Source organism: Gephyromycinifex aptenodytis, from assembly GCF_012277275.1.
GTDB lineage: Bacteria > Actinomycetota > Actinomycetes > Actinomycetales > Dermatophilaceae > Gephyromycinifex > Gephyromycinifex aptenodytis.
Window position 1 is genome coordinate 1448617 of the sequence record NZ_CP051155.1, and the last position, 22945, is coordinate 1471561.

Annotated in this window: 20 protein-coding genes, 1 tRNA gene, 1 pseudogene and 1 riboswitch; of the genes and pseudogenes, 7 read left to right on the plus strand and 15 right to left on the minus strand. The window is 67.8% G+C overall.

The annotated features are described in order from the left end of the window. Window positions 1-54 precede the first annotated feature (54 nt). Window positions 55-702 (plus strand): Flp pilus assembly protein CpaB, encoded by a 648-nt coding sequence (cpaB, locus tag G9V96_RS06240; protein ID WP_168582267.1) that lies wholly within the window; start codon window positions 55-57, stop codon window positions 700-702. 136 nt (window positions 703-838) lie between these two features. Continuing rightward, window positions 839-1234: a large conductance mechanosensitive channel protein MscL gene (gene mscL, locus G9V96_RS06245; RefSeq protein ID WP_168582268.1), complete on the plus strand. Its 396-nt coding sequence runs from the start codon at window positions 839-841 to the stop codon at window positions 1232-1234. A gap of 52 nt (window positions 1235-1286) precedes the next feature. Here mscL and G9V96_RS06250 read toward each other — a convergent pair whose 3' ends face one another. From G9V96_RS06250 to G9V96_RS06265, 4 genes are all read right to left on the minus strand, one after another. Continuing rightward, the gene (locus G9V96_RS06250) at window positions 1287-1466 is read right to left on the minus strand and encodes a hypothetical protein (RefSeq protein WP_168581190.1); all 180 of its coding nucleotides are present in this window, start codon (window positions 1464-1466) and stop codon (window positions 1287-1289) included. Next, complete coding sequence (locus G9V96_RS06255; protein WP_168582269.1) at window positions 1463-5305, minus strand: AAA family ATPase; 3843 nt, start codon at window positions 5303-5305, stop codon at window positions 1463-1465. Before G9V96_RS06255 ends, G9V96_RS06250 begins: the two co-directional genes overlap by 4 nt. A gap of 256 nt (window positions 5306-5561) precedes the next feature. Then, the gene (locus tag G9V96_RS06260; RefSeq protein WP_168582270.1) at window positions 5562-6890 is read right to left on the minus strand and encodes a phosphodiester glycosidase family protein; all 1329 of its coding nucleotides are present in this window, start codon (window positions 6888-6890) and stop codon (window positions 5562-5564) included. 104 nt (window positions 6891-6994) lie between these two features. Continuing rightward, on the minus strand, window positions 6995-7933 hold the full coding sequence (locus tag G9V96_RS06265; protein ID WP_168582271.1) for a carbohydrate kinase family protein: 939 nt from the start codon (window positions 7931-7933) through the stop codon (window positions 6995-6997). A gap of 139 nt (window positions 7934-8072) precedes the next feature. Here G9V96_RS06265 and G9V96_RS06270 point away from each other — a divergent pair. Then, window positions 8073-8145: transfer RNA gene (locus G9V96_RS06270), tRNA-Arg, on the plus strand. A 151-nt stretch (window positions 8146-8296) separates the two neighbouring features. On the opposite strand, the gene G9V96_RS06275 is transcribed toward G9V96_RS06270, so the two are convergent. Continuing rightward, window positions 8297-8779: a hypothetical protein gene (locus tag G9V96_RS06275; RefSeq protein WP_168582272.1), complete on the minus strand. Its 483-nt coding sequence runs from the start codon at window positions 8777-8779 to the stop codon at window positions 8297-8299. A 149-nt stretch (window positions 8780-8928) separates the two neighbouring features. Between G9V96_RS06275 and G9V96_RS15085 the strand changes: the two are divergent. Next, a pseudogene (locus G9V96_RS15085) lies at window positions 8929-9105 on the plus strand (CCA tRNA nucleotidyltransferase); the annotation flags it as partial. A gap of 108 nt (window positions 9106-9213) precedes the next feature. On the opposite strand, the gene G9V96_RS15090 reads toward G9V96_RS15085, so the two are convergent. The 6 genes from G9V96_RS15090 to G9V96_RS06305 form a co-directional block, all read right to left on the minus strand. Continuing rightward, complete coding sequence (locus G9V96_RS15090) at window positions 9214-9450, minus strand: hypothetical protein (RefSeq protein WP_168582273.1); 237 nt, start codon at window positions 9448-9450, stop codon at window positions 9214-9216. After that, window positions 9447-9761 carry an ArsR/SmtB family transcription factor gene (locus G9V96_RS06285; RefSeq protein ID WP_226913522.1) on the minus strand — a complete coding sequence of 105 codons (315 nt, stop codon included), beginning with the start codon at window positions 9759-9761 and terminating at the stop codon, window positions 9447-9449. The genes G9V96_RS15090 and G9V96_RS06285 overlap by 4 nt, the downstream gene beginning before the upstream one ends. Before the next feature lie 149 nt (window positions 9762-9910). Continuing rightward, window positions 9911-12547 carry an ATP-binding protein gene (locus G9V96_RS06290; RefSeq protein WP_168582275.1) on the minus strand — a complete coding sequence of 879 codons (2637 nt, stop codon included), beginning with the start codon at window positions 12545-12547 and terminating at the stop codon, window positions 9911-9913. Next, window positions 12544-13686: a metallophosphoesterase family protein gene (locus tag G9V96_RS06295; RefSeq protein WP_168582276.1), complete on the minus strand. Its 1143-nt coding sequence runs from the start codon at window positions 13684-13686 to the stop codon at window positions 12544-12546. The genes G9V96_RS06290 and G9V96_RS06295 overlap by 4 nt, the downstream gene beginning before the upstream one ends. Before the next feature lie 145 nt (window positions 13687-13831). After that, window positions 13832-14596 carry a C40 family peptidase gene (locus G9V96_RS06300; protein WP_226913524.1) on the minus strand — a complete coding sequence of 255 codons (765 nt, stop codon included), beginning with the start codon at window positions 14594-14596 and terminating at the stop codon, window positions 13832-13834. 6 nt (window positions 14597-14602) lie between these two features. Then, window positions 14603-14790: riboswitch (cyclic di-AMP (ydaO/yuaA leader) on the minus strand. Between the two features lie 190 nt (window positions 14791-14980). Further along, window positions 14981-15664, minus strand: a complete 684-nt coding sequence (locus G9V96_RS06305; RefSeq protein WP_168582277.1) for a metal-dependent transcriptional regulator — start codon at window positions 15662-15664, stop codon at window positions 14981-14983. 424 nt (window positions 15665-16088) lie between these two features. On the opposite strand from G9V96_RS06305, the gene G9V96_RS06310 reads away from it, so the two are divergent. Both G9V96_RS06310 and serC read left to right on the plus strand, forming a co-directional pair. Then, complete coding sequence (locus G9V96_RS06310; protein WP_168582278.1) at window positions 16089-17174, plus strand: citrate synthase 2; 1086 nt, start codon at window positions 16089-16091, stop codon at window positions 17172-17174. Window positions 17175-17327: 153 nt separating this feature from the next. Beyond that, window positions 17328-18449 (plus strand): phosphoserine transaminase, encoded by a 1122-nt coding sequence (serC, locus tag G9V96_RS06315; RefSeq protein ID WP_168582279.1) that lies wholly within the window; start codon window positions 17328-17330, stop codon window positions 18447-18449. A 97-nt stretch (window positions 18450-18546) separates the two neighbouring features. Here serC and G9V96_RS06320 read toward each other — a convergent pair whose 3' ends face one another. Together G9V96_RS06320 and G9V96_RS06325 are read right to left on the minus strand one after the other, a co-directional pair. Then, window positions 18547-19833 carry an MFS transporter gene (locus tag G9V96_RS06320; RefSeq protein WP_168582280.1) on the minus strand — a complete coding sequence of 429 codons (1287 nt, stop codon included), beginning with the start codon at window positions 19831-19833 and terminating at the stop codon, window positions 18547-18549. Between the two features lie 109 nt (window positions 19834-19942). After that, a complete protein-coding gene (locus G9V96_RS06325; RefSeq protein WP_168582281.1) occupies window positions 19943-21436 on the minus strand; it encodes an NCS2 family permease in 1494 nt (497 codons plus the stop codon). Window positions 21437-21504: 68 nt separating this feature from the next. Here G9V96_RS06325 and G9V96_RS06330 point away from each other — a divergent pair, with 68 nt between their 5' ends. After that, the gene (locus G9V96_RS06330; protein WP_168582282.1) at window positions 21505-21741 is read left to right on the plus strand and encodes a DUF2530 domain-containing protein; all 237 of its coding nucleotides are present in this window, start codon (window positions 21505-21507) and stop codon (window positions 21739-21741) included. Here G9V96_RS06330 and G9V96_RS06335 read toward each other — a convergent pair. Together G9V96_RS06335 and G9V96_RS06340 are read right to left on the minus strand one after the other, a co-directional pair. After that, window positions 21734-22474: a DUF3027 domain-containing protein gene (locus G9V96_RS06335; RefSeq protein ID WP_168582283.1), complete on the minus strand. Its 741-nt coding sequence runs from the start codon at window positions 22472-22474 to the stop codon at window positions 21734-21736. The genes G9V96_RS06330 and G9V96_RS06335 overlap by 8 nt on opposite strands. Before the next feature lie 2 nt (window positions 22475-22476). Continuing rightward, complete coding sequence (locus tag G9V96_RS06340; protein ID WP_168582284.1) at window positions 22477-22875, minus strand: cold-shock protein; 399 nt, start codon at window positions 22873-22875, stop codon at window positions 22477-22479. Window positions 22876-22945: the final 70 nt, after the last annotated feature.

Here is a 22945-nt window from a genome sequence, read left to right on the forward strand (position 1 = left end):
ACAGCGGGCGAACACTGCGGTGGGTTTCGGGGTCGGTTCTCTAGCCTGAGCGGCATGCCGCACCCCTGCTCACGGTCCGCCCGCCCGTTGTCGTCGCGCGCCCGCCTGGCCCGCCACCGACGTTTGCGGCGGATGGGATCGGCCATCCTGCTCGGGCTGGCGGTCTTCCTCACCTTGCGCGGCTTAGCCGCTGAAGAGACCCCGGTCCTAGTGGCTGCCCGCGACGTCCCGGCAGGTCACGTCCTCACCGCGGCCGACCTACGCACCATCTCAGCGCCTGCGCGGGTGCTCCCGGCCGAGGCCGTATCGGACACCTCCAGCGCCCTTGGACGGCGACTGGTGCTGCCGTTGAACGAGGGTGAGATGCTCACCACGGCACGCACCGATGCTGCGCGGGCATTGGGACCGTTGCGCGCCAGCGAACGAGCCGTGCATGTGCGGGCCGCCGATCCGGGATCGCTGTCGCTGGTGCGCGCCGGCGACCGGGTGGACCTGCTCGCGGTTCCGGATGGGCGCACCGTGGCCAGCGATGTGCGGGTACTCGCGATTGACGCCCGCGAAACCGCTGATCCACTGGGCAGCACCACGCCCACGTCAGGCTTGACGATTGCGGCGCCTACCTCCTCTGTCCCGGCCATCGTTGCCGCCGCCGAAGGGGTTCACCCCGCACTTCGACTAGCGCCGGGTGAGCCCGCTCACTAAGCACGCCCTAACCCCGGCACCTTCCCGAGAACGGTCATCGGTCGTTAACGAACCGTGTTAGCCCCTAGACTCAGTCGGGCCCGCCGCCTACAGCGCAGTTGACGCGGCACATCCACCACCGAGAACAGGGACCTCCATGCTCAAAGGCTTCAAAGACTTCATCCTGCGCGGCAACGTCGTCGAACTCGCCGTCGCCGTCGTGATCGGCTCGGCCTTCCAGAAGGTTGTCGACACCCTCATCACTGCCCTGGTTACGCCTATCATCAACGCGGCCGGCAGCCCGGAATCCAACGGATTCGGGTTCTCGCTGCGCTCTGACATGGCTGAGGCCACCTTCATCGACTTCTCGACGATCCTCAACGCGCTGATCGTCTTCTTGATGACGGCACTCGTCGTCTATCTGCTCATCATCCTCCCCATGAACAAGCTCGCCGAGCGTCGCGCCCGCGGCCTCGAGCCCGTGGCGGAGACGCCTGCCGAGGACATCCTGCTGCTGCAGGAAATCCGCGACGAGCTGCGCTCGCGCCGCTGACCCGCAGATAACAGGGGCGCCACCGATCCTCGGTGGCGCCCCTGTTGCTGTCTCACTCCCAGTGCGGAGGGCGCTGCTCCTGCAGCCAGCGCTCGTGCTCGCTCTCCTCGCGCCACTCACCCCAGCCTGCGTCGGTATCGTCCCGGGTCTGCTCGGGCCCGGAACGAACGCCGCGCCGGGTGCGCGGCTGCGGATCGGGTGCGTCCTTGCCGCCGGGCGGTCTTTGGCTCATCGGTGCCCACCTGAACGACGCACGAGGATGCCGCGGGCCTCCACAGCGCGTAGCGCCTCGTGGATGCGGGGCAGTTCGCGGCGCGGTTGTTCCAGTAGGTCGCTGCCGAATACCCGCACAACCTCCCACCCCAGTCGGCGGAGTTGCTCGGCCCGAACCCGTTCCCGGTTGCGCAGGTCCAGGATCCGGGCGTGGGCGAGTCCGTCGCTGTGCACGGCGACCACCGGACGTGACGGTGAATCGGGCGCGGCCACGGCCACATCGACCCGCAACCGGCCCAGTCCGGCGTTGGGCCGACACACCATGCCGTCTCGGGAAATGGGGGCGATCAGCCGACGAAGCAGCGGGTCCGTTTCGGTGCTGCCACTTTGAGTGCCTGCTTCGGCAGGGACCTGGGCCGGGTCGGTGGTGCCGCTGGCGGTCGCCACGGCGGGAGTCCCCGAGCCCTGTCCGTGCAGATCGAAGTAGCGCAGCAGGTCTCTCAGTAGAAGCGCTCCTGAGGTGGCGGGGCGGCGTTCAGTGAAGGCCTCTGGCGTGATCGAGGAGACGACACTCATTCGACGTCTGGGGATGCCCAGCGCCGCGCATAGCACCCGATCGCCGTATTCGGAATCCAGCCGCCCGAAGCGGCGCGGGAGGCCTCCGTCCGGCTGCGGGGTGTAGCCCAGGGACAGGATCGCCGCGTCGCGGCGCTCGCCCACCATTCGATCGATGACCGAGACGACCCCGGCACCCTCGCGGGCCCAGAACGAAGCCAGCGCCGGGTCGGACCCGAGCGCCCCATGGATAGCGCTGTGCAGCAACTCGGCTCGAGCCGTGCTCAACGTCACCACAGCCAAGGATTCTTCGGGCCGGGTGCGCGTGTGGTGACGCACCAAGTCCAGCACTGTCTGGGTTTCTGGGTCCAAATCCGCCGGAGCGTCCAGCATGACGTCGGTTCCTGGCTCGCACCGCGGTTCGTTGTTAACGACGACCAGTTCCACAGCCGGCTCCGGGGAGGTGCCCGGGAAGGTCACCATCTGCCCGTCGTAGACGCGCTGGTTGGCGAAGGCGACCAGCGACTCGTCCTGGGCACCGTACTGCCAGGTCAGGCGGCGCACCGGCAGGGTTTCCAGGGCGACATCGAGCAGGGTCGGGCCGGCGCGGCTGGGCACCACGTCGTCGGGGTCGGCTTGTTCGGCCGGGGCCGGCGCAGCTGTGCTGTACCCCGTCGGCGGTGGTTGGGCTTCGTCGCCGACGACGATCACTTGTGCAGCGCGGCTCATCCCGGACACCGCATGCGCGACGAGCAGCTGTGCGGCTTCCTCGACGATCACCACGTCGAACCAGCGGCCCGGCGGCAGCAATGCCGCTACCGCGAGCGGACTCATCGCCCAGCAGGGGCGCACATCGGTGAGGAACTCGTGGGCTTGGACGAACAGGGCCCTGGCCGGCACTCCTGCGCCGGTGCCAGAGGCCGCGTAGCGCGTGGCCGTTTCGGCGTCGGGGTGGGAATGGGCCGCCTCGTGTAGCCGCTGCGCCAGTTTGAGGCGCAGTTCGTCGCGGCTCGCGCGCACGTGGTCGTGGTCTAGGCGGGCGTATTCGTCGACGAGTACGCGCAGGTGGTCGCCGTCGTGGCTACCGATGCGGGGGTCCTCGGCGCTGATATGGGTGAGAACGGAACGCCACCAGATGCGTTCGACTTCGGTAGGGATCTGCTCGGCCGGCACCTCGCGGCCGGCCAGGTCGACGATGACCTCGTCCAGGCCGGCTGCCAGCGCCCGGTCCAGCGCTGGTGCGACCTTGGGCAGGACGGGGACCCGGTCCAGGTGGGCGGCGAGGTGGGCGATGCGCTCGCGCAGTTCCTCCACCGTGATGCTGAAGAGGTTCCCGCCGTGGGCTGTCGTTTCGAGGCGTTCGGAGAGCCAGCGCAGGTCGGAGCCGAGCTGTTCCCAGACGTGGCGAGCCTCGTCCAGGCTTGCCGGCACCCGGGGCAGGTCCGAGGTGCCGCTCCAGGCCGTCCACTCCACCCGTTGCTGGTGAGCTGCCGAGAGCGCGTCGTGCAGTTGATCGAGGCTGACGTCGGGGTTCAGCAGCGATTCGGCTCGGCGCCGCAGGTCACGGCGGCTGCGCCAACCGAGGAACATGCCTCGTTCCTGCCGGTACTGGCGGTCGGCAGTGGCTCCGAGCAAGTAGTCCAGCGGCTGGAGAAAGACGTCTTCGGGCAGCAAGGTGAGAGTCTTGCGCACCCCTGCCATGAGATCGAGGGCACCGTCCCAGTGGTCGGGGGTTTCCGCCGGAGGCAGGCCCGCCTCGACCAGGGTCGCGTCCAGGACACTCCGGGCCTCCTCCAGCCGGCCTTCATGCAGTTCGCGGACGAGGGTGACGGCCCGGTCGGCTTCTTCGTTGGTGGTGACCCAGGCGCGGTACCAGGGGTCTTCGTGCCAGTTCTTAGACCATCCGCCTTGTTCGGCGACGGAGGCGAGCAGTTTTCCTGCCGCGGCGGCCTCATCCATGTCGAGTCCGGCCAGCACCTCCCGGGAGAGCACCACGGTGGAGGACGGGGCGTCGGCCCGCTCTTCGTGGGCGGCCAGCGCTTGCTGGGCGGCCAGGACACTCACGCCCCACGGTTCACGCACCTCATGCACCGCTGCGACGTGGGATTCGAGTTGGGAACCGACTTCGCGCAGTTGTTCGCGCAGGCCGGAGACGTCCGGTTCGCGGGCGGGACGGCGCCGGTCCAGGGTGGCGACGATGTCGCGGGCGATGGACTGGGCGTCGGGCAGGTCGCCGTGGGCGTCCAGGACCAGCGAACCCAGACCGGCCTCGTCCAGGTGGGTCGTGACGGCTTCCAACGCGGATCGGGCCTGGGTCAGCAGCAGGATCCGTTTGCCGTCGGCGGCCAGCGCAGCCACGAGGTTGGCGATGGTCCGGCTTTTACCAGTGCCGGGCCCGCCGGTGACGGCAAGGTGGCCTCCGGCGCGTGCGTCGAGCACCACCCGGGACTGGGTTGCGTCGGCGTCCAGCGCAAGGAGCTCAGCGCCGGGGTCGATGGGTTCGTCTGCGGGGGCTTCCCCGGCGGGACGCAGCGGGCGCGCCCCTGGGATTCGGGCCAGGGCGGCGAGCACCTCATGCTCGCCCAAGTCCATGCCCTGTTCGGTGAGGTCGGCCACCATCGGCAGCTTGGTATAGGAGAACGTGGTGACGACGCGCCGGTCGGTCACGGAGAAGCCGGGGATGAACGCGCAGGTGCGGGCAAGCTCGCGGAAGACCCGCATCGGGTCGAAGCGTGTCGAGACGGCGGCCAACTCGGCCAGCGCCTTGGGGTCCAGGTTGATGCCCTGTTCGTGGCGTAGATAGTTCACGAGGACCGGGTTGACCTCCACCTCGGTGCCGAGGTCGAGATCGAAGTCGCTGCAGCTGGCATCTATCGGGTGGATCGTGCACGGGCGCAGCAGCACCGGCGCGTGTGGCTGCTGCGGTCCCGGCACCTCCCAGGTGGCCATCCCCAGCGCCATGAAGCAGGAGACCAGTCCGCGTTCGTCGCGTAGTTCGATGCTTTTCTCGCGGATCACCTGCGCCCGGCGGCGGGCTTCGGCGAAGGCGGTGCGTTCGCGGACCAGGTGGGACAGGCGGGTTGAGCCGCCCGCCATCAGCATCGACACCCCGCCGGGGTGCACCGTCGTCAGGTCCAGGGTGCCCTCGGGTAGGTCCCGGTACCACAGCAGCGTGTTTGCCCCGCCCACGTCGGCCAGGTCGCGGCGCCAGCCGCGCACGACATCGGCGACGATCTCGTCACGGAACTCACGCGGCCCGCCAGCAGGGCGTGGTTCGGGTGCCGGCTGCGATGATGCGGGCACCTCGACCGATTCCTCATCGGCAGAACTGGGCGAGGGCGTGCGCTGCGGCCCAGTTGGGGTCGGCTCAGGCACAGACGGGCTACGGGTCACCATTTGATTTTATCCGTTCGTTGCCCCCGGGCTGTGCAGACACGAGCAGGGCGCACTGCGAGAAGCCCTGTGCGGCCTTGGGGTTGACCTCTGTATCGAGACTGAGCACCTACGTAGACAGAGACTGCATGAGGCAAGCAGCTGCGGCGCGCCCGCCCCGTAGGCATCAGGGCATGAAGACGACGGCGTCGCCGACGGCGCGTTCTCGCCCTTCCGAGAGTCGGTTCAGGACCTTGCCGCGCACCGCCATCGCGGTAGAGCCGCCGCCGTCGAGGTTGACCGCATTGGTCATGCCGAGAGAGCGCGCTACCGAGGCGGCCTCGACGAGGGTCGCGCCGACGCTGAGTGTCGAGCGACCGTCGATGGTCACCATCATCACGGTGCCGTCGGCGGTTGAGCCCATGATCGAGCGAGGGTGGCGGCGCAGAAACGCGCTGGAACCTGACGGGGCCACGTTTTTGCCGTCAGCGAGGAGGCGGTAGCGGCCGGTGACGCCGAACGTGGTCGGCGTGAGTTTCACGGCCTTGCCGCTACCGTCGCGCAGAGTTTCGCTGAACGCGGGGCAACCGGATCCGGCAAGCTCCAGGAGTCGCGCGGCGGAGGTACCGGTGGCTTGGATGGAGGTCTGGGCCGGGGTGAGGGCGGTTCCGCGACGCGGCGTTGCCCGGACGACGCAGCCGTCTTTACCGAGGACGACCTCGGAACCGACTCCGGCCGGCGTGGTTTTGGCCCAGTGCGGGGTGAACCGAATGACCGAACCGCGGGAGGTGCACCCGGCCGAACCAGGCAAGGTGCAGTCAGCGGGCACGACCGGCGGGCTGTTGACGGCCCCGACGGCGAGCACCTCGCGGGTGTTCCCCGGGGTGGAGCCGGTGAGCGTGGCGGTCCACGTGTAGCTGCCCATGCGCAGCTTCTTGCTGGTGGAGTCCATCAGGAGGCCCACGTGGCCTGCGACCCGCATAGGTTCGCTGACGATGGTGCCGCCGTTGACGGCCAGCCCGAGCGGGTCACCGGGGTAGGCCTTGGAGCGAGTGAAGGCGAAGAAGCTGCCGTTCATCGCCACGAGTGAGCGGCTCCACGTGCCGAGGGTCGAGACGGTTTCGGAGTGGGCGAGGTCGTAGCCGATCGCGGTGCGCAGTTGGCCCTTGGCGCGCCCCGGCTCGATGGTGGCGACGCGGATCCGCCACGGCCCGTAAGGGGTGGTGTTGATGGCGCCGGCGCGGGCGGGCGCCCCGCCGCGCACGATCGTCGTCACGCTCACCCCGGGAGCCAGCTTGGTTACAGAACGCTTCTCGGGCAGGCCTGGTTTACCGATGTCCACCGCGGGGCTCTTAGTAGTGCTCTTGGCTGCAGGTGCGGCGCTGCCTGCAGCGGCAGCGGAGGCGGCCCCGAGCGGGATCAGTGCCACGGCGAGCGTGGTTGCGAGCGCCCGGGTGGAGCGGGCGCGTCGGTTGCCGGCTGTTGCGAGCGCGTTCAGGTGGCGTGGGTCGGTCATGGCGTCGTCTCCCCTTGTTGTCGGCGCGTTGCGCCTGGCAGGTCACCACAACGGCGCCGCCGCACAGGTATCCCCCGGTTCTGTTCCACCGTACCGGCGGCCGCCTAGCGGCCGATACCCTCGACGAGTTCTTTTCGATGTGGCGGGTTGGCCCCGGCGCGGGCGACGGTGATGGCCGCGCAGCCGACGGCCCGCTGCAGCGCTGGTTGCAACTGGGCCAGGGTGGCGGTGCGCAGCGACTGGCGCTGCGCGGGGCCGCCGAGGAAGCCGAGGTCGAGCAGACCGCTGAGGAGGCCGGCCATGAAGGAGTCTCCGGCGCCGACCGTGTCGATGACGTTCGCGGGGGCCGACGGCACGCTCTCGCGTGATCTGTCGCTCCCGAGGAGTACGTGCGTGTCGTCTTTGCCGCGGGTGATGACGACGAGCGCCGCGCCGAGGTCGGCCCACCGACTCATCACCGGCTCGATGTCTTGGCCGTCGTAGAGCCAGGCGATGTCTTCGTCGCTGGCTTTGACGACGTCACAGACGGCGATGAGTTCTTCGACTTGCGCCCGGGTGGTGACAGGGTCGCCCATGAGGCTGGGCCGGGCGTTGGGATCGTAGGAGACGGTGCCGCTCGCGTGAGCGGCTCGGGCCGCGGCGAGGACGGCTTGCGCGCCAGGCGCGAGGGTGGCGCCGATGGAGCCGACGTGCAGGTGCCCGACAGGCTGACTGTCGAGGGCGTCAGCGATGTCCCAGGTGATGTCGAAGTCGTAGCTGGCGGCGCCGTTCTCGTCGAGGGTGGCGACGGCGGTGGAGGTGGCCGACGCGGTGTCGGAGCCGGGGGTGAGACGCAGGTTCCCCTCGCGGGCGAGGTGCTCGCGGATGATCTCGCCGTGGGGGTCGTGCCCGAAGCGGGTGGCGTAGTGGACCGGGTGCCCGAGCCGGGCCAGCCCGACGGCCACATTGAGCGGGCTGCCGCCCGGATGGGTCTCGATCTGCCCGTTGCTGCGGTGGACGATGTCGACCAGCGCCTCCCCGACGACGAGGATCCGTTCGCTCATACGTGCTCCCTTGCATGGGGCGGCTGGGCCGCTTCAGGCTGAGCCTAATGCGGCCCAGCACCCACCCTGAGACGTGCCGGGTGCGTGCGGGTGGGTCCGCCGTGCGATTATGGGCCGACGCGGGGCCCACACCCCACGCGCCCTCGTAGCTCAGGGGATAGAGCACCGCTCTCCTAAAGCGGGTGTCGCAGGTTCGAATCCTGCCGGGGGCACTAGCCGTCATCGAGACCCAGGATGCCCCCTGCGATCAGGTCGGATGTGTGTGTGACCGTCCTGGCACGCCCGGCGGCGGGTCTGCAGGCGGTGGCGGTACGCACGAGACCGCTGGGCCTGAGAGACCGCGCCTCAACCAGTTGTTCGTCCCTATCGAACGTGCCGCACACCGGCAGGGGCCACCGCGAGCCCCGCGAGAATCACCCACACCGGCAGGCCGGTCCAGACGCCCCACATGATCACACCGACGATGCCCTCGACGGCGACCGCCGCGACCTGACCGGCGACGATGGAAGCCAGCGTGGTCACCACCCCGGCCACCAGGCCACAGAACAGAAGCGTCAGCGCTAGCAGGCCAGCAAACGCCCAACGACTTTCGCGCCACCACGCCCCCGAGCTTGGCGCTGACCAAGCCAACACGCCGATTACCGGCCACGAGACCACCGGCGATGCCCACCAACTTGCCACCAGCACACTCCACAGGTGCGCAGCATGGGTGGCATCACCCAGCGGGAACCCCACATACGCGACGGCCACAGACAACGCCCACGCCAGCGCCAGACCAGCGAGCGCGCGCCAACTACGGGTGCTGTCGCCCGAATGTGTCCCGCTGCGCACTGAGGCCCACTGCATCCCTATCGCTCCCCTGCACACAATCGATCCTGCTGTGGGCGCCTCATGCTTCTCGTGCCATTAGTGAGTCGCCTTCCCATGGATAGTGGCACCACTTGCGACGTGTCCGCACGAGTTGCTGCGAGGCTCGAACTGGTGGAGCCCTGACGATGAGCGGTACGCCTACAGGCACCTGGTGCCCCGAACCCCTCCTTGCTGAGGCTGGCGCCCAGCTCGCCCCGTCCCTGCCGTTGTTGCTCGAGCTCGGCGCCAGATTCACCGACGCAGGCCACGAGGTAGCGCTGGTCGGTGGGCCGGTGCGGGATGCCTTCCTCAGCCGGGCCAGCACCCCGCGCGCTTCACAGCCAGGTAATGGCACCCCCCCACCACAAACGGCCCGGCCCCCGATCAACTCGGGGGCCGGGCCGTCCGCGGCAAGCGCAGGGCTAACGCACTCAGGCAGTGTGCGAGCAGTTGGCGCAGGTGCAGTCCTCACACGTGCAGTTCGAGCACGTGCACTCGGTGCCGCACTTCGTGCAGGCGCAGACGTCGCACTCGTCGTAATGGCCGTCGTGCTCGCGGTGGGCGTGGCCGTCGTGGAGGTAGTCCACGTGGTCACCGTGCTGAATAGTGTCGTGGCCGCAATCGGCGCCGTGCTGGTGGGTGTGCTCTTCGTGCTGGGTGTGCGTCATGACGCATCCTTTCCTGGGGCATGGGTCTGTGCTGGGGTGGCCGGATCGTGCTCGCGGGCGTGCGCGACAGCGTCCGCCACCATGTGGGTCACGTGGTCATCCATGAGGCGATACGACATCTCACGGCCGTGACGATCCGCCTGCACGAGACAGCTCTGCCGAAGCACCTTCAAGTGCTGCGAGACGAGTGGCTGCGACGCCCCGAAGACATCCGCCAACTCGCCGACCGTGTGCGGGCGCTCATCGAGCCGCAGAAGAATCCCGACCCGCAACGGCGAGGACAGCACCTTGAACAGGTTGGCCGCCGCCATGCAGCTAGGTTGAGATTTCCACGTACTCATGCGTCCAACCTAATATAAGCCCCCACGCATGCGTCAACCCTGCGTTCACGGAAGAGGACGCTGTCACCCAGAACAGGACCGACCGCCAGCCGCTAGCCCGCAGCCGAGACCCACCGCCCTCAGAGCCGGATAACGTGCGCGTCCGGGATGGCGGCGTAGCGCCCAGGGGTACAGGTCAGCAGCAAGACCTGAGCGTCATCGCCCACCAGCGAGAAGGCCGAACACACCCGACGCAACTTGTCGGGGTCGGAATAGCCCAGGGCATCGTCGATGATGACCGGCGCGCCCTGCTCAGAGTCGACGAGCGAGGCACACGCCAACCGGGTGAGGATCGCCAACTGCTCCTTGGCCCCCGTCGACAGGGCCGCATAGTCGATCCGCTGCCCATCAAGCACCCGCGCCTGGATGCACAGGCTCCGGTCGACCTCTACATCGAAGTCTTCGCCGTAGACCACCCGACCCAGCCGGGTGACGGCTTGACCGAACGGCTCGACATAGGCCCGTGTGGCCTCGCTGCGATGCCGCGTCATCGTCTCGTGCAGCAAGGCCGCCGCCCGAGCCCGGCGATCGATCGAATCGAATTCGCGTTGCGCGTGCACCAACTCTGAGCGCGCCCGATCCAGCTGCTCGGCCCGCCCCTGACCACCCGCGAAGGAAAGCCGCGCCTGCACGGCGAGCAACTCCCCGCGGGACCTCTCCTGGCGTTCGCCTATCGCCTGCACCGCTGCCTGCGCGCCCGCGACGTGCACCCGCAACAGCTCCGGGTCGCGCCCACCTACCAGCGCCTCCACCTCACGCCATGCGCGCTCAGCCTGCTCCGCGGCCTCCGTCGCGCTCTGCAGCGCCGTCTCCAGCGCCTCATCGGCGGCCTTCTCTCGGGCCTGACGCAGCTCGGCCTCGGCGTTCTCGGCGTCCACCCGCGTTGAGTCACGCCGCGTCTCAGCACGTGCCAGCCGGATGAGGCCCGTCTGCACCGCGTCGCGCACCGCCCGCACCTGGGCCTCCAGCACTTCCAGCCGCGCCCGACTTGCTTCTTCCTGCGTCCGCGCCTGCGAAAGAGCGCCCTTCTGCTGTTCGACGTCCGTGCGCAAACCCTCATCCTGGCGCTCGGCAAGCCGCTCCTCGATGTGGGCCTGCAGCGCCTCGCGCCGCTCTCGACGCTCCTCAATGCCGCTACCTGCGCCGATCGCAGCGACGTCGTTCTCGGCCGCGCGCAACGCAGCAGCGGCCTCCCGGTGTTTGTGATGCAGCCGCTGGGCCTCCTGCACATCCGCAGCCCCGGCCGAAGCCAGAGCAGCATCCAGTTCCGCTCGGGCGGCAGCGACGGCGTCGGCTCGGGCACCGGCACCTGCCTCTGGTTCGATCCGCACCGACAGCAGGTCTGCCAGCACGAGATCGATCGGCTCCTCCAGGCTGCGTTCCAGCGATTCCCCCTGCACCAACGTCGCCGCTTCACCGGAGACGGTGACCTGCTGCCCGTCGGCAAGCGCGGTGATGTGCATGCGGGCACTGGCGGCACGCTGCTCGGCCAGAGCAAGCTGCCAGGCCTGGTGGGTGCGGGTCACCGCTTCCAGCGTGGCCTCATCGACGCGATATTTCTCGAACTGGCGGCGGGCCTGGGCCCGCCCTTCGAGCGCGCTCTCCAACCGCTCGATGTCGGCCACCAGCTCCGCCAGGTCGGCGATGTCACCCACCAACGCCATATCGGCCTCGGCCTGAGCCGCCTGATGCCGCAACGATGCCACCGCCGCGGCCTCGGCGTCGCGGCGTTCGGTGAGCTCGCCAAGGTGCTCCTGGTGCGGACCCAGCTCGGCAGCGAGACCGGCAGCCTCTGTCTGCGCAGCAGCAGCCGCAGACGCCCGCGCAGCAACCTTCTCCACCAGAGCTTGACGGGCCTCCAAACGTTCCCGATGCAGATTGGCTTCGGAGGTGGCGGCGCTACGGGCCCGGCTGGCCTGCTCCCGCTGATCCAGCAGTTCCGAGAGTTGACCCCACTCCTGCTCGAGCCGGACCAGATCTTCGCGAGCACGCTCCAGTTCCACAGTCGTGTTGTGCGATTCCTCGCACAGGAGGGCGTGCCGCTGAACGTCGGCCTCGACCTCATCGACCGCGCTCTGGGCCTCGCAGACACCCTGTTCGGCGCGCTCAACCCGCTCGCTCAGCGCGCGGTATTCGCCGGTGGGTTTACCCGTGGCGGTGAAGTACCGGCGGTATTCGGCCTCGACCGAGGCCAACAGGGTGTCTGCCTCGGCTCCGGCTGTCGGTTGCGCCAGCCCGGCGGCTTCGTCCAGAGCCGCGGCCAACGCCGAACTCGACGCGAGGTCGCATTGATTCAGCGGCGTCGCCTGCATGAGACGCAACGCGCGCCACAGGTCCAAATCCGTCGTCGTTGCGAGGATCTCCTGTACCCGCTCATGCGCGGCCACCCCGGTGAGGTGTTCGCGGCGCGGCGCCGTGATCGTCAGCGTCGTCGCTGGCTGCTTGAACCACTGCTTGCGGTAGACGAAGCGGTACGGTCCACTGCTCATCTCAGCCTCGACGCAACTGGCGACGTCCTGACCGACCGGCCGGGCGGCCAGCACGTGGCGCTTACGACTGGAGTCCTTCTCGTCGATAAGCAGATCGAGCGCCTCCAGCATCGAGGTCTTGCCGACCTCGTTGCGACCTTCGAGGACGACCACACCCCGCTCTGGCAGCTCGATGCAGCGATCCGTAACGCCCTTGACGTTATGGAGTTGGAGCCGGTGCAGCTTCATCGCACTCCACCCCCCGCGAGCCGGTAGAGCAACGACAGCGCATCCCGCGCGCAGACTGCCTGCTCGCCACTGCCCGCCGCCAGCTCAGCCAACTCCTGTGCGGCCTGGGAAGCGAAACCACCGACACCAAGGTCGCCGAGCTCGGCCTCGTCGATGATGACCGCGAGGTCCTCGTGCCGGTCCCAGGTGAACCGGCCGGCGAACAGGTCGTCGGCCTCGGCCAGGATCTGCTCCAGGCGCGCCTTGTCGGCCAACCGCAAGGTGCCGGTCAGCGCGGTGCGCACCACGGTGCGATCGGCCGGGCGCAACCCCGCCAGCTCGTGCTGCAGCGCTTCGAGGTCGGCGGAGGTGTCCACATGCCGTCGCAGGTCGACGAAGGACCAGGTGCCCACCTGCTCGCTCTGCACCGTGTGCCCACCGGCCGAATCCATCTCGACTATGAGCACCTCCCCCGGAGCGTCCTCGACGAAACTCGTCACCTCCGGAGAGCCCGAATACCAGACCCGGCCGCTGACACCCACAGACAGCCGCGAGTGCCGGTCGCCGAGGGCAACGTGGTGGATGATGCGCTTGCCCAGGGCCTGCTCCATCGCCTCCAGGTGCAACATCGAGACATCGTTGGGATCGGGACTGAGCACATCGACGATGCCGTGGGCCAGCAGCAACCGCACAGTGCCGTCGGCCTCACAGCCTGACAGGGCACGGGCCGCCAGGTCACCCAGCACATTCTTGGTCGCCCACGGGGCAGCGAGGATCTCCACGCCCGCGCTGACCACATACGGCCCGGGCTGACGCAGCACGACCACGTTTTCAGGGCAGCACGCCGTGAAGGTATCCGTGTCGTACACGCTGGCAGCATCCAGCGGATCGTGGTTTCCGGGCAGCAGATAGACCGGGCAGGGCATCTCGGCCAACGCCTGCATGGCGCGGCGAATGGTTTGGGAGGCGATCAGGTTGCTCTCGAAGACGTCGCCGGCAACCACCACGAAATCGCAGGCATGTTTCCCGGCGAGGCCAGCCATGGCATGGATCGCATCGATCCGCGCCGCCGTGTAGCGAGCCTGTGCCTCCGGGCGGAGGAAATGCCGCGTCATGCCCAACTGCCAGTCGCTGGTCTGCAGGAACCGAACAGACGCCATCTCCACCTCCTGGGCCGGGTTGTTTCGTTGTGGTGACCGTATCCGGCGCCACCGACAACCCGGTTCACGCAGCATGGCCCGGCGCGCCAATGACGCACCGGGCCATGCTGGAGTCAGCTACGAGACGCCCATCTGCAGATGCCGCTCAGCGGACTCGTCCGTAGCTGACCTTGGAGGACCAGATCTTGTGCAAGCCGGTGGAGCGCCCACGGCGGGGAGCGTCGTACATCTTGCCGTTACCGGCGTAGATGCCCACGTGATGCGCAGGGCGACCGAAGAAGACGAGGTCTCCCGGACGCGGCTTGGAGACACGTTTGGTGGCGCGCTGCTGCTGGGCCGCCGTGCGCGGTAACGACACACCCGCCTTGCGGTAGACGTAGCGTGTGTAGCCACTGCAGTCGAACCCGCGGGGAGTGGTGCCGCCCCAGCGGTAGGAGATACCGCTCAAGCTTGAGGCGATGGACACGACCCCGACGCCGGCGCCCATTTCACCGTTGGCATTCCCCTGGGCCGGGGTAGCGGCTTTGGCGGTGACCTTTTTACGCGCCGGTGCTGAAGCGGCCGGGGCAGGCTTCTTCTGCGCGGGCACCTGAGTGGGGGCGGGCGAAGGGCTTACCTGCGGCGCTGGCTCAGCCTGAGTAGGCGCCTCCTGCGGGGCGGCCTCCAACTGCGCCTCCGGGCGAGGCGAGGTGTAGTCGCCTTGCTCCGAGGGGTCTTCGTAGGCTGGTTGCGCGGCTACGACCCGGTCCGAAGGGTCCGGATCCGCAGCGGCAGGTACCGCGAGCGAAGCGATCAGCGCGCTCGAGGCGAGCATGATGCTCGCGACTGAAGCCGGGCCGACCCCACGGGAGAACTGGCGACGTGAGCCGGTCTGAGCAGCTCGGTGGCGCCCGGCATAGCGTGTTGACATAGAAGGATGGCCTCTCCTACCGCCTGCGAGGTGAGCTGTCGGGTTCGGGTGGGAGTGCATCACCCGGCCATGTCACGCGGATCGCGTGGATGGCTTCACCCCGAGGCCACCGAGGTGGCCACATACGTGGGTCCCCCGCTCCTGCCGACCTGGTTACTCGGTCACATCTCCGGACGGCGGCAGGACTCGGCGTTCCGATAGGAGAGACACCCAGGGGTGGGTGCCGAGCTGAAAGTACCGGAAAGGACACAGAAGAGTCACGCAAAGATCACAGATCAGTACCCAAAACCGGCCATTTGGGCAATTTGTCCCCGGGCGTCTGAGCGCCCTACAGCTGAAAATCGGCCCTAATCAATCAATCTCGACCGACCTGTGATGTGCGTCTCAATCACCTTGAGTGACGGGGCGAACGAACACGTGAACCGCCTGATCGCGAGTCAACCGCACCTGCCCTGCATCGTTGCTGAGCACCACATCGGTGTCGTCCGTGGCGAGACTTATCTCTACCCCCGGGCACATCCCGGCAGTCCGCAAGGCGTCCAGCAATTCCCCGTCCACCTGTAACGGCTCACCGATCCGCTCCAGCACGACGCGACCTGGTGCGTCCACACTCGTGGCAGGCGAGGCGGCCTGGAGTTGGCTCTCTTCCAGCCCCAGCTCGGCCAACCCGGGGATGGGGTTGCCGTAGGGGCTGCGTTCGTGGTCCGCCAATAGTTTGAGGATCTTGCGTTCCACCCGCTCGCTGATGACATGCTCCCAGCGGCAGGCCTCGTCGTGCACATAGGCGTACTCCAAGCCCAGCACATCGCTTAACAGCCGCTCGGCGAGGCGGTGTTTGCGCATCACCCGAGTTGCGCGTCGTCGGCCCTCAGCGGAGAGGACGACGCTGCGGTCTGGTTTAACGGTCAGCAACCCGTCACGCTCCATCCGGCCGACGGTCTGGGAGACAGTCGGCCCGGAGTGGCCGAGACGTTCCACGATTCGGGCGCGCAGCACGGGCACGCCTTCTTCTTCTAGCTCGAAGACGATGCGGAGGTACATCTCCGTGGTGTCGATGAGATCGGTCACCTGTCTACCTTCTCACTCCCTGCGCATATTGCATTACCTAGGCGGCTCGGCCCGTCCACGGTCCACGACTTGCGCGACGCCCGCATGAGACATCTTCGCTGGTCCAGACGACACCAGGGTTCAGCGAAACCGCCACCTCAATCATTTGAGGTTACGCCCTCAGGGTCCTAACCTTTTTCTGTACAGCCCCTGCAGTAGACACGGATTCCCCGACTGTGTCGAAGGCGCTCGGGCTGTGTGTAGAGCCGGCTTCCCCTGGCCGGTGCCGTGACGACTTCCCCCGGGTTGTCACGGTCGGCGAGGTCGTTCCCCAACGGCCTCGCCGAACTCTTGTCGCCCCCCTCCACCTCGAGCGGCCCGTCTGGTCGCCGTCGGGCGCGCACCGGATTCGTGACCTGGGCAACACCCGTTGCATCATGGGGCCATGCCCCGTCACCAAGAGGGCGAGACCGCTGCGCAGGCCACGCTCGAGACCCGCATCGCGCAGGCAGACCCGATCAGTTCGGTGCTGCGTTATCGAGGTGTGGACATCAACGAGTTGGTCGGCCACGTCTCGTTCGACCGGGTGTGGGGACTGCTGGTCTGCGACGATCTCCAAACTAATCTGCCGCCGGCCGAGCCCCACCCGCTACCGGCCCGCACCGGCAGCCTGCGCGCCGACGTCCAGAGTGCGCTGGCGACCTTGGCCCCGGTCTGGGGTTTCCGGCCACTACACGACATCGACGCAGAACAGGCTTTGGAGAATCTGGCTCGGGCTTCGGTGCTGACCCTGTCCTTCGTTGCCCAGTCCGCGCGGGGGCCGGAACTGCCGGTTGTTCCGCAACGGGTGATCGATCGGGCAGAGTCCGTCGCGCAACGCTTCCTGGTGCGCTGGCGCGGGGAACCCGACCCCGCGCACGTGAAGGCACTCGATGCCTACTTCGTCGCCGCCGCCGAACACGGACTCAGCCCCTCGACGCTGACCGCTCGCGTCGTAGCCTCTACCGGGGCCGACGTGGCCGCCTGCATGTCTGCTGCAGTCGGGGCGCTCAGCGGGCCGCTGCATGGCGGGGCCCCCTCACGGGTGCTGCCTGTCCTGGAGGCTGCAGAACGCAGCCAGGATCCGAGTATGTACATCACCCAACTGCTGGCCTCGGGGCAACGCCTCATGGGCTTCGAACACCGCTTCTATCGCACTGAGGACCCGCGGGCTGGGGCGATCCGGCGTATCTGCCAGCAACTGGGGGTGCCACGCTACGAGCTAGCGTGCGCGGTGGAAACCGCCGCCTTGGAGGTACTGCGCGCCCACCACGGACCCGAGGTCTCCACCACCCTCGACTACTGGGCTGCGGTCATTCTCGATTTCGCTCAGGTGCCCCCGGAAGCGTTCAGCTCCCTGTTCGCCTGCGCGCGCACCGCAGGCTGGTCGGCACACATCCTGGAGCAGAAACAGACCGGGGGCTCGGTGCACCCGCCTGCCCGCTATGGCGGACTGCCACCGCGCGCCCTGCACGAGCTGCCTGGCGTCTGACCAGACCACACCCGCCTTGGCTCCTGAGATCCAGATGGGCCCCGCCACAGAGCTTCGCCCCGCCTGCAGCGGGGTGCGCCAGAGTTGCTGTGGAAGACTTCCCCACGTAGATGTTCGCGCCCGCCCGATCCCTGCTCGAGAAGGTGCCCCGCCGTGACCCAGCACATCACCATCCCCGCCGACCTGTTGCCCGGTGACGGCCGATTCGGCTGCGGCCCCAGCAAGGTGCGCCCCGCGCAGGTGGCAGATCTGGCAGCCCGGGCGACTCACCTGCTGGGGACATCCCACCGCCAGATGCCCGTCAAGTCCCTGGTAGCGGACATCCGCGAAGGGCTACGGGCCCTCTTCGCACTGCCCGAAGGGTACGAGGTCATCCTCGGCAACGGAGGCTCGACAGCCTTCTGGGACATCGCCGCGTTCGGCCTGGTGCGTGAGCGCGCCCAACACCTCTGCTTCGGGGAGTTCTCCACCAAGTTCGCCTCGGTGACGGCCAAAGCCCCCTTCCTGGGCGAACCGAGCGTGATCACCGCCAACCCGGGAACCCGCTGTGACCCCCGGGCCGAACCAGGCGTCGACGTCTACGCTTGGCCGCACAACGAGACATCCACCGGAGTGATGGCACCGGTGCACCGGGTGCCGGGCGCCGACCAGGATTCGCTCATCGTCATCGACGCCACCTCCGGCGCTGGTGGACTGCCCGTGGACGCAGCTGCCGTCGACGTTTACTACTTCGCACCCCAGAAGTGCTTCGCCTCCGATGGCGGGCTCTGGTTCGCGCTGATGTCCCCCGCCGCGTTGGCCCGCGTCGAGCAGATCGCCGCTTCGGGGCGATGGATCCCGGACTTCTTCAGCCTGCCCACCGCCATCGAGAACTCCCGCAAGAACCAGACCTACAACACCCCCGCCTTGAGCACCCTGCTGCTGATGAGCAACCAGATCGAGTGGATGCTCTCCCAAGGCGGGCTGGCATTCGCTACCGCGCGCACCGCCGACAGCGCCCAACGGCTGTACGGCTGGGCCGAATCATCGCCGTACGCCACGCCCTTCGTCAGCGACCCGGGCTCACGTAGCCAAGTCGTGGGCACCATCGACTTCGCCGCTGAGGTGGACGCGGCACAAGTGGCCGCCGTACTACGGGCGAACGGCGTGCTCGACGTGGAGCCTTACCGCAAGCTGGGCCGCAACCAGCTGCGAGTGGCCATGTTCCCGGCCGTCGAGCCCGAGGACATCAGCGCGTTGACCCGCTGCGTCGACCACGTGGTCGGCCAACTCTGAGCCGGGCCGTCGCCCCCTCAGAACAGCGGCGCGATGACCACGGCGAGCAACATGCCGACCAGCGCGACGAGCACGACGATGCGGCGAAAGCCTGGAGTCACGGGGTCACCTCCGGATGCGGTGTCGCGCCGACACGGGTGACGGCGAACCGTGGCGTGACGCCCCGACGGTAGCGCACCCGCACCCCGCCGAACCCGACGAGGTGCACCAGCGCGATGACAAGTGCCAGCACCGCTGCCAGCGAACCGGCGAGCAACGTCCAGCGGGCCCCGTATCGCTCCCCGACCCAGCCCAACAGGGGCGCCCCCACCGGGGTGCCACCCATGAAGATGGCCATGTAGAGCGACATGACCCGGCCGCGCATCTCCGGCTCAACCGCAAGCTGCACGATTGAGTTGGCCGTCGGCAACACGGTCAAGGCGGCAAGCCCGACCGGCACCAGCAGCACCGCGAACAGTTCATAGCTCGGCGCGAGCGCCGCCGCCGTGTTGGCGAGCGCGAAAGCTGCCAGCGCGAGCAGGATCGTGCGCAGCCGCGGACGTGAACGCCGAGCCGCCAGCAACGCTGCAGCCAGCGAGCCGACCGCCATCACCGAACCGAGGATGCCGTAATCTTTCGGGCCCCGCTCGTAGACTGTCGTGGCCATCAACGCCGTGGTCATCTGGAAGTTCATTCCGAAGGTGCCCAGCAGGAAGACGATGGCGAAGATGAGCAAGATGTCCGGCCGGTGCGCCACATAGGTCAGCCCCTCCCGGAGCCGGCCCCGTCCGCGCACCTTGGGCGCCGCGTCGATCAGAGCCGGGTTCATTGCCCACAGCGAGGTGATGATGGCCGCGAACGTCACCGCACTGAGCAGGAAGACCCCGCCGGTTCCGATCACCGCGATCAGCAACCCGGCGAGCCCCGGGCCGACCAAGCGGGCAGCGTTGAAATTTGCGCTGTTGAGGCCGATGGCGTTACTCAGCAGATCCGGCCCGACAACCTCTGAGACGAACGCCTGCCGGGCCGGGGCGTCGATCGCCGAAGCCGCCCCCAGCAGGAACGTCAACAGGTACACCAGAGCGAGCGTGGCGGTTCCGGTGATGATGAGCAGTCCCGTGACCAACTGGATGAGAGCCATCGAGCCCTGAGTCAGGGTCAGAATGCGCCGTTTGGCAAACCTGTCAGCGATCAGTCCAGCCCACGGCGCCAACAACACCATCGGCAAGAACTGCAGCGCCGTCACCAAACCCAGCGCGGGCGCCGAATGCTCAGTGAGTTCGACCAGCACCAGCCAGGCCTGAGCGGTGCGCCCCATCCAGGTGCCGACGTTGGAGACCAATGCCCCGAGGAAGAACAACCGGAAGTTGCGTCCCGTGAACGACCTGAATGTTGCGCTCGCCATCCTTACCCCCCTTTAAGCCAAACCACCATCATCCACCATCGCCAACGGGCCGACACACGTGGGATTGACGCATGCCGGCCCGTTGCTCAACGGGGTCTGTTCACGGGGGTCAGGAGACGCCGAGGATGTCCTTGATGGGGTCGATTGCGAAGTAGACGACGAACAGCAACGAGACCAGCCACATCAGTGGGTGCAGGCGCCCCGCCTGGCCGCGGGCCACCTTGATGACGACGTAGGTGACGAACCCGGCGCCGATCCCCGCCGTGATCGAGTAGGTGAACGGCATGAGCACGATCGTCAAGAAGGCTGGGATGGCGATGTCGAGGTCCTGCCAGTCGATGCCGGTGACCTGCTGCATCATCAGGAAGCCCACGACGACCAGGGCCGGGGTGGCCGCCTCGTAAGGCACCACGGCCACCAACGGCGACAGGGTCGTCGCTATCAGGAAAAGCACGCCGGTCACGACCGAAGCCAAACCGGTGCGGGCCCCCTCGCCCACGCCGGAAGCGGACTCGATGTAGGCGGTGTTGCTGCTCACGCTTCCCATGCCGCCGGCGATAGCGCCGATGGAGTCCACGACGAGGATTCGCTGGCTGTTCGGGGGGTTGCCTTCCTCGTCCAGCAGACCGGCCTCGGCGCCGATGGCGACCATGGTGCCCATCGTGTCGAAGAAGTCCGCCAACATCAGGGTGAAGATCAACAGCCCCGCCGCGACGAAGCCGATCTTGCCGAACGAACCGAACAGGTTGAAGTGGCCCAGCAGGGCGAAATCAGGCTGGTCGAAGAGGTGATCCGGCAGCCGCGGCACGTTCAAGCCCCACCCGGTCGGGTTGATGATCTTGCCGGTGGCGTCGGCCTGTGAACCCACTTTGGTCAACGCCTCGACGGTGATGGCCATGAGGGTGCCGCCGATGATGCCGTACAGGATTGCGCCGGAAACGTTGCGCACCATCATGATGATGATCGCCATCAGCACGACGACGAACACCAGGGTCGGCCACCCGGCGAGGAAGCCACCGACGCCGAGCTCGACCGGGGTCGCGGGCGCCTTGCGGACGATGCCTGCGTCGAAGAGCCCGACCAGGGCGATGAACAAGCCGATGCCGACACTGATCGCGGTCTTGAGCTGGGCAGGGATGGCGTGGAAGACCGCGCGCCGGAAACCGGTCAGGACCAGCACCAGGATGAGGATTCCCTCAAGGACGATGAGTCCCATCGCATCGGCCCAGGTCATCCCGGGCAGCGAGGCGACCCCGAAAGCGACGAATGCGTTGAGTCCAAGACCAGCCGCCAACGCCAGCGGGTAGTTCGCGACGAGTCCCATGAGAATCGACATGAGTCCGGCGATGAGGGCCGTACCCGAGGCGACAAGAGCCAGGTTCGGCTCGCTACCACCACCGAGGTAAGCGCCTGTGCTGTCTTGGACGGTGCCGATGATCAGCGGGTTGAGGACGACGATGTAGGCCATCGTGAAGAAGGTGGCGAACCCGCCACGGACCTCACGTCCGAGCGTGCTGCCACGCTCAGAGATGCGGAAGTATCGGTCAAGGGCGCTGCCTGAACTGGCTGCAGGCGCTCGCGTGGCAGGGGTTGAGCTGGGCATGGGGTCATGCTAGAGGCTCGGACAGTTGCGCCTGCCATCCGCCCATAGCGACCGCTAAGCTCAATCCCGTGAATGAGGCCCCGAGCCCGAACCGGCGCGTCTGGCGACCCGACCCCGAACCGATCCCGGTTCCGGTCGCCTTCATCGTCGCGGTCGGCTGCGGCGGGTGGCTGTTGGCCCTCAGCGCGACATTGGCAGTCCCGCAATGGCACAGCGGCGAACGCGCCTGGTGGTTCTCCTCAGCCCTGATCGGCCTGGTGTTGGGGGCGATCGGCTACGTCTGGGCGCGGTGGCGGCTCAGGTAAGGACGTCGAATGCCAGATCGTCGACGATCGGTGCCGGGATTTCGTGGACGCCCTGACGGCTCACGTCAGTCTCACTGTGCGCCCCGCATCCGTGGTCCAAACTGACGACCTGCCCGTCCGAGGGTGACCAGGCATGTGCGCATACCCCGAACACCGAGCGCAACGCGCCGGCCAGCGGAACGTAATAGCCACAGCTGCTGCAGGGGGCGCTCGCGTGCTGGGCGGCATCCGAGTGCGGGCCGTGCGTACCGTCATACCAGCGCTGAGCAGCCGCCTCCCGGCCTTCTGCCGACAGCACCCGCGCCCTGCCCAACCCCAACTCCCACAAGGCCATCGCGTCGACGTCTTCCTCGCCGGTGGCTTCGAACCCGGCCTCCAGGTGAGGATCTTCGTCGATGTAGGGCAGCACATCGGAGTCGCCGAGGTCGCCCGGGGCGAGCCGCTCGGCATACGGCACCCACGCAGGAGCCAGAACAGAGTCCGGCCCCGGCAGCAGGTGCGTCTCACAGACGGTGACCTTGCGACTGCGCGGCGCCCGCGCCACCACAACCGCCCAGCGCCAACCGCGATAGGCCGCGGCGGTGCACACGAAAGAATGCGTCGCCAGACGTTCGGCGTCCATCACCATGCCGAGGTATTCGCCCACGGTTCCCGGCTCGGCGATGCTTTGCGCGGCCTCCTTGGCGATGTCGACCGCAGCAGCCAGGGTGAGGTCTTTCTTGACCGGCGCCACAGTCACTCCCCGTCGAGGTTGGTGGCTACCGCACGCAGCACGGCCGCGACCTTGGCGGACTCCCGTTTGTCGGGGTAGCGGTCGCGTCGGAAGTCGTTCGAGGTGCGATCGAGCAGTTTGATGAGGTCTTCGATGATGACCACCATCTGATCGGCGGGCAGGCGGTGCTTGGCATGTTGGGCCTCAGCCACCGAAGGCGCCCGCTCCAGGACCACCACATGCATTGCCTGGGCACCCTTGCGCCCCTGCGCGACGCTGTACTCCAGTCGGGTGCCGGCCTTGAGCGTGGTGATGCCCGAAGGCAGCGCACTCGAGGGCAGGAACACGTCCTCGCCGTCGTCGCCATGCACGAAGCCGAAACCCTTCTCGGCGTCGTAGAACTTGACTTTGCCAGTCGGCACCGTTCACCTCTTGCTCATCAGTAGGTCAGCGCAGGCGAAGTACGCCCACCATGCCCAGGCTAACGCCCCG